Source organism: Streptococcus sp. 22.1, from assembly GCF_016648645.1.
Lineage (GTDB): Bacteria > Bacillota > Bacilli > Lactobacillales > Streptococcaceae > Streptococcus.
In genome coordinates, this window is sequence record NZ_JACLQK010000012.1 from 1 (window position 1) to 12,014 (window position 12,014).

14 protein-coding genes and 1 pseudogene are annotated in these 12,014 nt (G+C 35.8%); 9 read left to right on the plus strand and 6 right to left on the minus strand.

Annotation, left to right across the window (positions count from 1 at the left end; genetic code table 11):
* Window positions 1-408: 408 nt before the first annotated feature.
* From H7U04_RS06995 to H7U04_RS07015, 5 genes are all read right to left on the minus strand, one after another.
* Window positions 409-1,893 (minus strand): tyrosine-type recombinase/integrase, encoded by a 1,485-nt coding sequence (locus H7U04_RS06995; protein WP_145517055.1) that lies wholly within the window; start codon window positions 1,891-1,893, stop codon window positions 409-411.
* A 9-nt stretch (window positions 1,894-1,902) separates the two neighbouring features.
* Entirely contained in the window at window positions 1,903-2,151 is a 249-nt protein-coding gene (locus tag H7U04_RS07000) for a hypothetical protein (protein WP_145517054.1), read from the minus strand.
* A gap of 65 nt (window positions 2,152-2,216) precedes the next feature.
* Window positions 2,217-3,245, minus strand: a complete 1,029-nt coding sequence (locus tag H7U04_RS07005) for a replication initiation factor domain-containing protein (protein WP_145517053.1) — start codon at window positions 3,243-3,245, stop codon at window positions 2,217-2,219.
* A gap of 2 nt (window positions 3,246-3,247) precedes the next feature.
* Entirely contained in the window at window positions 3,248-3,679 is a 432-nt protein-coding gene (locus H7U04_RS07010) for a hypothetical protein (RefSeq protein ID WP_145517052.1), read from the minus strand.
* A gap of 274 nt (window positions 3,680-3,953) precedes the next feature.
* The gene (locus H7U04_RS07015) at window positions 3,954-4,409 is read right to left on the minus strand and encodes a hypothetical protein (RefSeq protein ID WP_145517050.1); all 456 of its coding nucleotides are present in this window, start codon (window positions 4,407-4,409) and stop codon (window positions 3,954-3,956) included.
* A gap of 276 nt (window positions 4,410-4,685) precedes the next feature.
* Between H7U04_RS07015 and H7U04_RS07020 the strand changes: the two genes are divergently transcribed.
* The 6 genes and pseudogenes from H7U04_RS07020 to H7U04_RS07040 all read left to right on the plus strand — a co-directional run bounded on the left by H7U04_RS07020 (window position 4,686) and on the right by H7U04_RS07040 (window position 9,268).
* Window positions 4,686-5,606 carry a helix-turn-helix domain-containing protein gene (locus tag H7U04_RS07020; RefSeq protein ID WP_145517049.1) on the plus strand — a complete coding sequence of 307 codons (921 nt, stop codon included), beginning with the start codon at window positions 4,686-4,688 and terminating at the stop codon, window positions 5,604-5,606.
* Window positions 5,605-5,843 (plus strand): annotated as a pseudogene (locus tag H7U04_RS11540) (Fic family protein); the annotation flags it as partial. The gene H7U04_RS07020 and the pseudogene H7U04_RS11540, both read left to right, overlap by 2 nt.
* A gap of 147 nt (window positions 5,844-5,990) precedes the next feature.
* The gene (locus H7U04_RS07025; RefSeq protein WP_201059459.1) at window positions 5,991-6,800 is read left to right on the plus strand and encodes a hypothetical protein; all 810 of its coding nucleotides are present in this window, start codon (window positions 5,991-5,993) and stop codon (window positions 6,798-6,800) included.
* A 267-nt stretch (window positions 6,801-7,067) separates the two neighbouring features.
* Window positions 7,068-8,000, plus strand: a complete 933-nt coding sequence (locus H7U04_RS07030; protein WP_110980782.1) for a hypothetical protein — start codon at window positions 7,068-7,070, stop codon at window positions 7,998-8,000.
* Window position 8,001: 1 nt separating this feature from the next.
* A complete protein-coding gene (locus H7U04_RS07035) occupies window positions 8,002-8,793 on the plus strand; it encodes a hypothetical protein (RefSeq protein ID WP_110980781.1) in 792 nt (263 codons plus the stop codon).
* Window positions 8,768-9,268, plus strand: a complete 501-nt coding sequence (locus H7U04_RS07040) for a hypothetical protein (RefSeq protein WP_110980780.1) — start codon at window positions 8,768-8,770, stop codon at window positions 9,266-9,268. The genes H7U04_RS07035 and H7U04_RS07040 overlap by 26 nt, the downstream gene beginning before the upstream one ends.
* A gap of 233 nt (window positions 9,269-9,501) precedes the next feature.
* Here the strand turns inward: H7U04_RS07040 and H7U04_RS07045 are convergent, their stop codons facing one another.
* On the minus strand, window positions 9,502-10,110 hold the full coding sequence (locus H7U04_RS07045; RefSeq protein WP_110980779.1) for an NUDIX hydrolase: 609 nt from the start codon (window positions 10,108-10,110) through the stop codon (window positions 9,502-9,504).
* A 162-nt stretch (window positions 10,111-10,272) separates the two neighbouring features.
* Between H7U04_RS07045 and H7U04_RS07050 the strand changes: the two genes are divergently transcribed.
* The 3 genes from H7U04_RS07050 to H7U04_RS07060 are packed head-to-tail and all read left to right on the plus strand — an operon-like array spanning window position 10,273 to window position 12,012.
* On the plus strand, window positions 10,273-10,599 hold the full coding sequence (locus H7U04_RS07050) for a PadR family transcriptional regulator (protein WP_110980778.1): 327 nt from the start codon (window positions 10,273-10,275) through the stop codon (window positions 10,597-10,599).
* Window positions 10,586-11,170 (plus strand): DUF1700 domain-containing protein, encoded by a 585-nt coding sequence (locus tag H7U04_RS07055; protein WP_110980777.1) that lies wholly within the window; start codon window positions 10,586-10,588, stop codon window positions 11,168-11,170. The genes H7U04_RS07050 and H7U04_RS07055 overlap by 14 nt, the downstream gene beginning before the upstream one ends.
* On the plus strand, window positions 11,167-12,012 hold the full coding sequence (locus tag H7U04_RS07060) for a DUF4097 family beta strand repeat-containing protein (protein ID WP_110980776.1): 846 nt from the start codon (window positions 11,167-11,169) through the stop codon (window positions 12,010-12,012). Before H7U04_RS07055 ends, H7U04_RS07060 begins: the two co-directional genes overlap by 4 nt.
* Window positions 12,013-12,014: the final 2 nt, after the last annotated feature.

The window sequence follows — 12,014 nt, forward strand, 5'->3', positions numbered from 1 at the left end:
TCCATGTACATATTCTTTCTAATAGTAAAAGCACTCTAATTTCTACAGTTTTAGCTCAATCATAGAAGTTAGGGTGCTTTTTAATCAAATGTTTTAAGAAAGTGTTACTATTCTGGATGTTTTTATAATATACGCAATTGTTTACACTACCAATCTATATCTTTTACTATTAAGAGTTTATGTCTGAGTCAACTCAATTTGACTTAAAAAGCGCACAAATTATCTACAATTAGAAAATCAGAAATGCGATTATACCAATATTCTTCGAAATCATACCATATGCCAGACCATATCTTGCACTCGTGGAAATTAAGTAAATCAGTACAAAGAAAGCCTTATGAAATTAATATTTCTAGGCTTTTTCTGTTGTTCAAAATTTAGTTTTGCCTGATTAAAACGTTACTTTTGTTATTCAATCAGCTTTTCTAGCTTTTCTACCGCTCCTCTCATGGTGTCTTTTTGCTTCTTAATCACATGAAGATAGACACGTTCAATCTCCTTGGAATCCTCCGAATGTCCTACAAACTCTCGAATGGTGGGAAGGTCAATGCCTTCACTTGCCATAATAGAGATAAAGCTATGACGGAACATATGAGGAATGACATGAATCGGTCTGCCAAAGTTTAGAAAGCTATCGATATCCTTATAGGGTTTACCAGCTTTCTTGTTATACTTTGCTGACTGACTAGAACCGCCTCTCAGGAATTGTGAAAGCTCGTTGTGATAAAGCGGAGAACCTTGCCGATTACCTGCCCTGATATAGGTTCTAGTAAAGAGATATCCCAAGTCTTGGTAAGTCGGATTGAATTGAGCTTGAAACTTATTTCTGTCAATGTAATGTCGCAAGATTTTCTCTATCTCGGGGCTCATTGGAATCGTACGGACACTTTCCTTGGTCTTAAGGTCTGAACGGTAACGTTCCTTTTCATCAAGATCAAGAGCTTCCATCACCTCGTCTGACTTATTCTTACTTGCCCTTTGCCAATGAACCTTTATCCACTTCTCCTCGAAATCAAGCATATCCTCATTCAATCCCAGAACTTCACTTGGTCGCATGCCTGTTAGGAAAATCATTCTCAGAACATCTGCGATAAGTTGATTATCAGGTCGGTTAATCCAGCTCTCTATCAGGCGGAGAACATAGTTAACCTCACTTGCTTCTAGATATTTTTCCGCAATGTCTTCACGTTTCTTGTCCTGCTCCTCACTCTTTGTCAGAACTCGCCTTTTAACCTTGTTGTTGGCAATCGGGTCTTGTGTAAGAGTAATCTGTCCATTTTCAACTGACCAGTCAAAAATCATTTTAAGGAAAATATGTAGATTTCTAGCCATGGATATCGATGAACTATCGATTAGACGTTGAATTTCATCTGTCATGGTAACAAATTTTGTGATGGACATCTTTGTATCAAAGTTAGGCTCGATATAGCGATTGTAGATAGTGACTCTCGTTTTGAGGGTATTATTGGCAGGTTTAACTCTATCATGCCATGATTTAAAGGCTTTACCATAGAGATTGCCGTTTTCATCAAAGGGCTTGGCAATTTCTTCTAGGGTTAAAAGTCTCTTGGCTTTCTTTGGCTTAACCCCTGTTATCTCGGCGATATAGTCATCAACTAATTTGTTCAGTTCTTTCGTGACTTGTGTAATCAGTTGGGAGTTTTTAATATCGTTGACCAAAAGACGCTCTTTTCCAGATGATGTCCTTTTGCTTGGGCTTGCCTTAGTGGTAAACCACCCTTTGCTGGCTCCTGTAGAAAGATATTTCTTGTGAGATTTTTTTGTAATAGGGTGGGTAAATCGCATAGCGAATTTCACTAAAACATTGCCGGATTTATAAGGATCAGGTCGCCAAGAACTGATGATGAGTACTCTTGAACCGTTATCTCTCATAGGTACCTCCTACACCATCTTTGCAACATACTGGTTGGCAATTTTATAGTCAAACCATGCCACGAAGACTTCCGAGTGGATAAAGACGTTACCATGCGTTCCTTTAATACCGAAGGCATATGGGCTGTCTTTCATCTGACGAATGTAACTATTAAGTGTTGCAACTGTCATGCCATGCCAGAGTTCAGCTAAAAAGACGGATTTTCGGTACCAGTTACGGGTCAAGTCAAAGTCATGTTCTGTTTTTAATGTTGCCATTGAATTCTCCTTCTGCTTTGGTTATAATCTAGTTAGTTATTTTTGGAAAGGCGATTTGTAGCGTGCTATAGGTCGTCTTTTCTTACACCCCAATAGGCTGAGCTTAACTGCTCTTGTTTGTACTGCTGAATGTCTGTTTCGTCTACTTCCGTTAGCTTGGATATACCAAGTTCAAGTAAGTGTTGAATATAATTATCTGCCTTTTCTCGTCCATGTGATTCTGCTTTTGCCACATAAAGTTTCCCAAGTGTCCGTGAGACTTGTTTTTCCGTCCATAGCTCAGACTGTTTTAGAGTTGGCTTCGTTCGCTTAACACTTAAGACGGTCTTTTCTCTTGTCTCTAGGTACTCATTCCACCACCTTACGTTTTTCCTTCGCCAACGATTAGAATCCGTGTCTCTCGGACTGACAAAGCGATAGTGTCCGTTAATCGCCTCAAAGTAAATCTCTTTGAGTGGTCGCCCATCTTTTATCTGTTTAGCTAGTAAATTTGCCTTTTCTTGCCAACATCTTAGCTCCGCTCTTGTCCATGATGACGGTGTTTCTGGTAAATCTTTGTCTAGTTTTTGTTCTAACAGCTTATTATAGACACACCATTGCTGAGTACCTCTAACACCAATCGTGACCATCTCACCGACCTTTTCACCATTTTCAAGAATGCTCTTTTCATGATAATCAAAGGTTTTAGCGGTTGATATGCAGAGTTGCTTTTTACAATAACTGTAAATGAGTGGGACGGATAGACTGTCATCAAAGATATCATTGGCGATATCTAGTCTTGTGACGTTACTGTGACATTCAGAAATACGCTTCATCAAGGTTACCCAGTTATTGACATTGCTTTCCATGTATTCTTCATACTGACGGCACCCCTGCCCTTTCAGTTCGATAAAGACCCCCATTTTCGATTCCCAATCCTTATTGAAATAAACCTTTATTTCTGAGAAGGCATAATGCCGTTGGTACTTGTTTATCCCCCATTCATTGAGGACAAACTTTTCTTTTGGAAGAATGAGGATTTTCTCAATGACATCATCTGGGGCTAAGCCTTTAATCGTTACGGCTAAGTAGTCTAACATCACTGAGTTATCCATGTCTAGGCTCCAATGAATTTAATATCGGTTGCCACTAGCTTTAAGCCACCCCAATTTCCACCACCGTTATTGTTAGCTCGCCAGCCAAGGTGGACTTCTGGATTGATAAGTTCTACTACGAGAGAGTTCAGCTCATCCTTTTCAACGGATTTGGCCAACTTGTCGAGGTTATCTACAATCTCCAAACGAATGCTCTTAAGGTCATCAGGGGAATATCCCAAGTCTTTCAAGGCTTGAATTTTGTCTGTATCTTGTACAAAACAAGTAATTTTAGCCACTTCATCTGTCGCAATGCTTTCGCCATTCACATTTTTATAGACTGGGGCGACCCGTGAAGAAAGGATGGTTACTTTCTTTGGAATGTCAAATTGTGATTTATCCAATTTCAAATCGCCAACTTTTACGGTTTCGTCTGTTAAGTTAAATTTTGTCATACATTTTTCTCCTGTTCATAAAAGCTACGCCTACATGAAATCTGTAGTAAACTATTGATATCATGGGCTTTATAAAGGTTTTTTCGTGATTTTTGCTTCAAATCGCTGAACCCCTTGCGTATCAAGGGATTTGACCACATTTCATGTATGTGTGCACCCCCTAATAGGGACTGGGGTGCAAATATCAAACCGAGTTCAGCCGTTTGCCACCTTCCCCACCTGCTCTGGGCTACCGTGTTGACCACTCGCCCAGCGGTGGGGTGGCGAACCGTCTTCATCGATGAAAGAAGCCAAGTCTCTTAGATGATTTCTCTTCCGTCTCTTTCTCCAAGGTCTGGATTCTAGCAAGAAGCACTTTTAACTCCTGTTTCAACTTTGCTAGGTTCCTTCGATAATCTTCTTGGATTTCCTTGATGGAGACCTCTAGCTCATCAACAAGCTCTCTAATAGGTTTTTGATTATCATTTTCTTTAGAAAAACCATAAACGCTTAGAATTGCTCTTTCCAGCCCCAACGAAGACTTCTTATCAGCAATCGCTTGAAAATGGTTTAGGTCATCCTCTGTAAAAAGATAGACTTTAGAATAAGATTTTCGACCCGTTCTCACTCTACTTTCTTTAAATTGAGTACCAGTCAGGCTTTCAATTTTTAATCGCCACTTTTTTAACGTTGAGACTGAGTTGAGGCCATCAACTCTATCCACTACTTCTTGATAATCGTATTCATTCATAATTCCTCTCTTTTCTGACGTTTGCATTCAGCTAGCAGTTATCCGAAATCTCTGATACATCATTCAAGGATTTTTCTACCTTCCTTTCTCTTTTGATTGTTGGGTTAACTCCTCCCACCGCCATATACGTTTTTATGTACGTTTAGCGGAAAATTTTTGAGCAATCTTAACGCCCACTAATAATTATATACGATATCATATACGGAGTCAAGAGTTTTGCTCAAAAAATGTACGATTTTATAAACTCCTATGTTATAATGGTCTGAGAGGTAACTTATGTTTGAAATACTTAAACCTGATAAAAAGGCTGTCGGGCGAAGACTTAGGCAAGTCAAGGATGAATTAAATTTGTCCTTTACAGATTTTGGAAATCGCCTTGGACTAAAAAAATCAACTATTAACGCATATGTAAGAGGAGACAACCTAGCTCCTCTTGAAGTTTTAGAAAAAGTATCAAAAATCTATGGAAAGCCTGTAGGTTGGTTTTATTATGGTGAATTGGAAGAATACATTGAACTTTACCTTAGAAAACTTGGTTATGGCACATTCCTAGATGAGTATCCTGATATTCCATTAAAAATAAAAGAAGAGCTTTTTAGAATAAAAACAAATCCAATACAATCGGTCACAAGAAGTGGGGGAGTAACCATTGGAACATTTGAAAATCCTGACTGGGAAAATGAATTTGGATACCCAAATGAAGGCTACCTAGATGATATCTTTTTTGAAATGCTTTATGATACGCTGAGGGGCACAATTAGGAAGGAAGCCAAAACCTACTTAAGCCAGCAAGACGGACTTGATGCTACTAAAATCAACGAACTTTCTGATTACTTTGCTAACCAAATCTACATCTCATATGACTTTGTCGGTAATTTAGAAGAGCTTTCCAAGGATAGAATCAAGCAAGAAATCAAAGAAGGCTATGAACGTCTGCTTAAGGATACATCCTCAACAGGTGTACAAGTTAACTATGATTCTAATTATCTACTTGGTTTTCTGATTAATACACTTGCAGATAGCAAAACAACACGCCAATTACTTTCAGATATATCCCAAGCAACTATCGGTATGCCTTTTTCACAATTTCATGAGGGACACGAGTTAGTTGAGATCATCCAATCTATCAGACCACGACTGATAGAACTTTACAATAACACGACCTTTGATGATTGGACTGACTGGGCAGAGAAATAACTTTAGAAAGGAAAAAGTCATCCCTAAACTTAATTCTGTTTCAGGTATTCAGCTTCTTGACTTTATATTCTCAGCTCCAATTTTTAAGGCAAAACAAGTTAGTGAACACCTAAAAATTTCTGAACGAACTACTTATACTTTACTAAATAAGCTGATTGACAAAGGTATCTTTTAACTGATAACGCTCAAAGGAATAGAACCTACTACTGTCCTCAACTTCTTTCAATCGTTCAATAAGGTATCTCTTAGTGAAGCAAAACCCGTTTTGGCTTCACTTATTTTTCGTTATATGAAGCAGAGTTGGTTTTCACTTCACTTAGCGAGTAGCAAGTGACTTATCATTTGTACGCTATTTACTTATATTTAATAAAAGGAATTTTACCCATGCCCAAAAATAGGATAAATAATTTCATCAATATAGGAGGCTTAATCTTAGTAGTCTCTTTTATACTATTAGTCCTTGATATAGTTAATCTTCCAACAAAACTTGGTCTTAATATAAAGACTTTAAACATCGAAGTTTGGAATATTTACGCTACACTTTTAGGAAGTGGGTTAACTCTATATGGTGTACTTATAACAATTAACAGTCAATATGAGTCACAGATAGAAGATACCAAACGGATTGTAAAGCCTTTAATTGATGTGTCACCCGTTGACGAGTATAATTACAAGGATAAGTATATTCAATTTGACTTTATGTTCCCAAAAGCATATCCAAACCTTCCAAGAAAGTATAATATTGACACTCCAAATGTCACTATCTCTCTAGAAAATCTTGGAACTAGAGAGCTGTATAATTTATATATAGGAAATTTTGAAGCTACTTATTTTGATAATGGCGACCATTATTATCAACTTAATCCAATTTTATATTCAAACCATAAGGTACAACTTAATCTTATGTTCTATGAAAAAATTGGTTATCTTAAAGAATTTAATCAGGAAGATAAATTTCATTTGCTCATTTCTCCTATCAAATTTTCAACCTATTTTCAGGATTGCTTAAATAATTGGTACGAACAATCGTTTAAATTACGTATTTTCCACCAAGTTCAAGCAGACAAGTCAGATGAAGAAACTTCACTAACAGTTAGTATTGAAAGAGTAGAGATATATTCTGCCCCTAAAGAAATTTCTCCCGATTCACTTCCGTGGGTAACTAATCCAAGTAAGTTAGTCCAGTTTGACTGAATCACCAATAAAGCGACCTCACTCCTATGCAATTTATTATCAGTGAACTAAATTTTGTCTGATTTTTGTCTGATTAAAACCAAAGCAAGGTCAAAATCACTCTATTTCATTAATAATTGAAAGATTGAAAAGCCCTTAAAATCAACGTTCCTGAACGTAACGAATATTGCCAAATTACACATTACGCTCACTGAGGTTAAATAATTGAATTAAAAACCATGAAAATAAGATTTTCATGGTTTTTCTATTACTCAAAGAGGATCTCCCATGACAAAAATAGAAACATTTAGATGGCGTATGTGGCATGTTTATCTCCTTATTTTTATCACTATTCTACTTACAGGTACATTCGTTCGCTATGGTTATAGAATTCAGGCCGCTTATTCCTTAGACGATAGACTTTACGACTATACTAACAAAAAAGTTACTGTAACATCCTTTCAAAACGTCAAAATTGGAAACTTTAACGTTTTAGGTGTTAAGTTTGGAAATGAAAAAGCACTGGAGAGAAGTCAATTAGCCGTCGGTCGCACCTATCTAGCCTTCCAAGAATCTAGGTATAAAGTATCTAAACACAAGAAGGACTCTAAAAATTATGATATTATTCACTATTATCAGCTCGGTAAAGACACTGGAAAAGGACACACTATTAATGTACTAAACCTTGCTAAGAAACTAGGATATGATAATCCCGGTTCCATGGATAATACCATGTACTCAGATGGTAAGGATGAGTTTGTGAAATTTTCATCCTATGATAACGAAAGAGTATTCTATGTCAATTTACGCACCCAGAAGGCAACTAAAACCAAACCAAAAAGAGTCAGTCAATACTACGGATTTGCTAAACCTTACCGCTATCTCCTTTCAAAGGATAATTTTTCTGTAGGTCATAAAGATGATCCCCTCACTATCAACTCCATGCCCCTTATCTGGACCAAAGAAAGAAATTTTGCTGATTACAAAGATCAAGATGATAACGAATACAGTGATCAATCACTCAAAATAAGATTTAGCTTAATTATTGTAACAACTGACTCACTTAATCTGGATGATGCTGTTAAACTACAAAAAGAGTTAACACCAGATAAGGAGGATATTTATTGGTATTTTACAAGCACTAACACAACTACTGGACGCCTCGAGGAAGTTAAAAGTCAAAAAGATTACAACCTACTAGTTAAGGAGAGTCAGAACTAAGATGGTAAAAAATAGCTTCAAATACCTTAAAATTACTATGCCCTTGATTTTATTATTGACCATGATTGCTATCTTTTTCTATTACAATGCTCAAGAAAATATTAAAGGTTTTTATAAAACTCGTGGATTTCAAGGAAAGGTGCAAATAACTGGTATCGGATGGGCAGATAAAATTACTTATCGTATGAATAAAGAAGATGAGGTTAAACATTACCTGATTTTCCATATTGATTATCAAGAGACCATTAATAACAAAAAAGAACATGTAAAGACTCAACTACCTCTCCATATTCAAGATTTACTCTATCCTTACATTGCCAGCCCAACAGAAAACGACTCAGATTTTAATCGCCAAAATAGTGAATATAAGATTTTACCTGATGAAAGGGAATATTGGGACGATTTTGTTAAAAAGTCTATTAAAATCAACCCTAGAAATCAGAAATTCATCAATGATATCTCTGAAGCTCTAAGCACAGAGAAAGATTTAAAAAATATTATTGTTCAAATAGAACCTGTACCATACACGACGCTCTATACTTATGAAAGGGGACATTCTAAAGCACTAGGTGGCTATTATGATTTTTCACTTAAAGATGCTCTACAAAGCAAAAAACTTACTGTTCAATTGAGTTTTCCTTCTGGTTCCACGACTAAAGAAATTGACTTACATTCTCAATTAGAACAAGTACTAAAAAACTCTGAACTACCAGATGGATGGTATATCTTAAATCAAAATAACGACTTTCCAAAAGAGGTACATATTGATGGTAATCAAATTAGAATTAACTAAAGAAAGCACTCAGAGAGAATTATCTGAGGAAGAATGGGCTTTCCCTATTTGGAGATGGGCGGCTTTCTCACTATTTGACACCCTAATCCTAGTTAGTCCCTTGACAAAAGAATTGATTTACCCTGGTGGGAGTGATTCTCGTTTTTACCTAGGTAAATCATTGGGTAACTTGATGCTAGATGATACACAACGCTTCATCTTTATTATTATCATTCTAACTCTATTGCTACCTGCTTTTGCCTTAATCATAGAAAGCCTATTATTTTCAAAAGGATATCCTCTACTTTCAATAATATGTAGCTGTCTAATTTTTGTTAGTGCAACAGTCCTATTTGTCTATAGTCTCAGTATTGTCCCAGATTTTTGGAGTTTTACTATTTATAGTTATATGCTTTACCTTCTCTTCAACATAGGTAACTCCCTAAGAAAGATCAATAGAATCATCAATCTTAGGCAGAATAACACCAAAGCATAACTGCCTGTATCCACCTCCCCTTCTTTTTAGCATAGGAATGACACAAACGAAACAAAAAATCATTGTCAACTCTGAAGTCGACCACCTAGCTAAAAGCTTCCATATTAATTTTGAAAATCATTTTAGGAATACTCTAGACTCATGTCCCAGAAATAAATTTCACTCCTTTTGTAGCAAATAAACAATTTAATTAATAGTAAAAAGATCAACATATGACCGTTGATCTTTTATTTTTACTCTAAATTTTTCAGAATATCTGTAAATCTGTGTGTAAACATAGCTGTCATCCCCCATATATTTTCTGTCAAGTTTCTGTAAAAAGGAATATGACGTTCACTATACCCAAAATTGTATTTTTCTCTGTTTTTTACCAGGAAAAATGGGAAATCTTTTGCATCACTCAAGGTAGAAGTCACTTTATAATAAATCGGATTCTCTGTCAACAACGTGTCAACATAGACTGTAAACAACCGTTTCACTTCTTCATTTGGATGAATATCCTCCCAATTTTCTATATTTATCTTTCCAACAAAGCAATGGATGGTTCTCCCCTGATGAATGAGATAATCAATCTCTCCCCAAATGTCAATTTGATCAGGAGTTAAGTTTAGTTCCTCACAAGTTTCTCGTATAGCAGCTTCTTGAAAAGTCTCACCATCTTCGACACGGCCACCAGGAAAAGAGACCTCACCTGGTTGAGAAATATGCTCACTTCGTACTTGGTAAAGGATTTGATACTTATCAGTTTTTACATCATATATCAAGGGTAAGAGCACTGCATAGCGTCCTTTCTCCCCTAGTGGCTTCGGCTCGTAATGAGCTAGTTTATCTTTAATAGTCATAAGAACTCCTTGACTTCATATTATCATAAAAAAGAAGTTATCCCTATTATATAAAATTTTTATATATAAAATATTGACATATCTTTCTAAAAGAGATACACTCAATGTGTAAAATAATTATATATAATTTTTATACATATCCTAAAAGCAAAGGAGCACACTATGTATTTTCCAACATCGTCAATCCTGATAGAGTTCCTAATACTAGCTATTATCGATAGAGAAGACTCTTATGGCTATGAAATTAGTCAAACCATTAAGCTTGTGGCTAATATCAAGGAGTCAACACTTTATCCTATTCTAAAAAAGCTTGAAAAAGCAGGCTATATGACCACCTATAGCCAAGCGTATCAAGGGCGTAAACGTAAATATTACAGTATTACCCAAGAGGGAAAAAATCAACTTCAATTTCTTAATGAAGAATGGTTAACCTACAAAGAAACTATGGATGGTATTGTAGAAGGGAGATTAAGACATGACAAGGACTGAATATATAGCCAAATTAACAAAATATCTACGAAAATTACCACAAAAGGACTATGAAGAGGCCCTCGAATATTTCATGGAATATTTTGAAGAGGCTGGACCTGAAAATGAAGCTCGGGTTATTGCGGAACTGGGTACACCTAAGGAAGCCGCACATGAAGTCATTAGTCGTCTTCTAGAAGAAAAGATTGTTGAGGACAAGAGCAGCTTACGCAATAAAACAGCTATCCTTTGGATTGCGATTCTAGCTGTTTTAGCCAGTCCAGTTGCCTTACCAATTCTACTATTCTTCTTAGCTATGATAATGACACTTCTTATGATTATTTTCGCAGTTATAGTGACTGCCTTAGCTCTTACTTTTGCTTTACTCATTAGTGGTGTTTACACTTTCTTTACAAGCTTCTCTCTCTTAAGTGTTTCACTAGCTTCAACACTGTTTGGAGGAGGTCTAGGTCTATTGATGTTTGGAGGAGCACTCTTACTACTTTTGATTTCGTTTGAAATCTGTAAACTTATTGTAAAGCTAATTACCCTATTGATTAAATGGCTCATCAAGAAAGGAAGAAAATCATGAAAACTTGGAAAAAGATTGTCCTCGGAGTGTCTCTTATCTCTCTATTTTTAGGAGGAGGATTAGTAGCTTGGGGTTATAGCCAAGGTGGCTTAACAGATTTACAAAATCAAACTATAAGTGAGCAAGATTATGTCAAGAAAGAAGTTGAGGACTTCAATAAAATTGATATTAAAAGTAGTAACTACAATGTGCTTATAAAAAATGGTGATGTTGACAAAGCAACGCTTTCTTACTACCAAAAAACAAAAAATCCAATTGACACATCTGTAAAGGATGATCAATTGACTATCAATGATAGCAACTCTGAATTAGATTCAACTTCTAACAAACATATTAACTTTTTCGGATTAAAAGATTTAGTAGAGCTTTCTACTCTCAACGAGGAAGTCAGAAATAAAACCATTGTCATTACACTCCCTAAAAAACAAACGATTGATTTTTTAAAGGTTGATTTAGCAACTGGAAATCTAGATTTAAGTAATAGCACCATCAAACAAGCAGATATCAATCTAAATGTAGGGGACCTAACTTTTACTAAAATGATTGTCAGCAACCTAAAAGCTAACCTTGATGTTGGTAGTGTTGATAGTAATCATACACTTTTTACTAACTCAGATTTATCTATTGCAATGGGAGATTACTCTGGAGATAACCTAATTTTCAATGGTCACAATAAACTTGATGTTACATCTGGTGATATTGAACTAGCTCTTAAAGATTATATGCTCAATGTTCAAGCCGATAGTCACTCAGGAGAGGTTGACATTACAAATAACCTTAAGATTTCAAAGGATAATACACTTACCATTACATCAGATCTCGGTGATATAACTGTTGAATAACA

Coding starts and splice junctions, on each gene's coding strand:
- H7U04_RS06995 (WP_145517055.1), bottom strand. CDS start 1,893: ATGAGAGATAACGGTTCAAGAGTACTCATCATCAGTTCTTGGCGACCT.
- H7U04_RS07000 (WP_145517054.1), bottom strand. CDS start 2,151: ATGGCAACATTAAAAACAGAACATGACTTTGACTTGACCCGTAACTGG.
- H7U04_RS07005 (WP_145517053.1), bottom strand. CDS start 3,245: ATGGATAACTCAGTGATGTTAGACTACTTAGCCGTAACGATTAAAGGC.
- H7U04_RS07010 (WP_145517052.1), bottom strand. CDS start 3,679: ATGACAAAATTTAACTTAACAGACGAAACCGTAAAAGTTGGCGATTTG.
- H7U04_RS07015 (WP_145517050.1), bottom strand. CDS start 4,409: ATGAATGAATACGATTATCAAGAAGTAGTGGATAGAGTTGATGGCCTC.
- H7U04_RS07020 (WP_145517049.1), top strand. CDS start 4,686: ATGTTTGAAATACTTAAACCTGATAAAAAGGCTGTCGGGCGAAGACTT.
- H7U04_RS07025 (WP_201059459.1), top strand. CDS start 5,991: ATGCCCAAAAATAGGATAAATAATTTCATCAATATAGGAGGCTTAATC.
- H7U04_RS07030 (WP_110980782.1), top strand. CDS start 7,068: ATGACAAAAATAGAAACATTTAGATGGCGTATGTGGCATGTTTATCTC.
- H7U04_RS07035 (WP_110980781.1), top strand. CDS start 8,002: ATGGTAAAAAATAGCTTCAAATACCTTAAAATTACTATGCCCTTGATT.
- H7U04_RS07040 (WP_110980780.1), top strand. CDS start 8,768: ATGGTAATCAAATTAGAATTAACTAAAGAAAGCACTCAGAGAGAATTA.
- H7U04_RS07045 (WP_110980779.1), bottom strand. CDS start 10,110: ATGACTATTAAAGATAAACTAGCTCATTACGAGCCGAAGCCACTAGGG.
- H7U04_RS07050 (WP_110980778.1), top strand. CDS start 10,273: ATGTATTTTCCAACATCGTCAATCCTGATAGAGTTCCTAATACTAGCT.
- H7U04_RS07055 (WP_110980777.1), top strand. CDS start 10,586: ATGACAAGGACTGAATATATAGCCAAATTAACAAAATATCTACGAAAA.
- H7U04_RS07060 (WP_110980776.1), top strand. CDS start 11,167: ATGAAAACTTGGAAAAAGATTGTCCTCGGAGTGTCTCTTATCTCTCTA.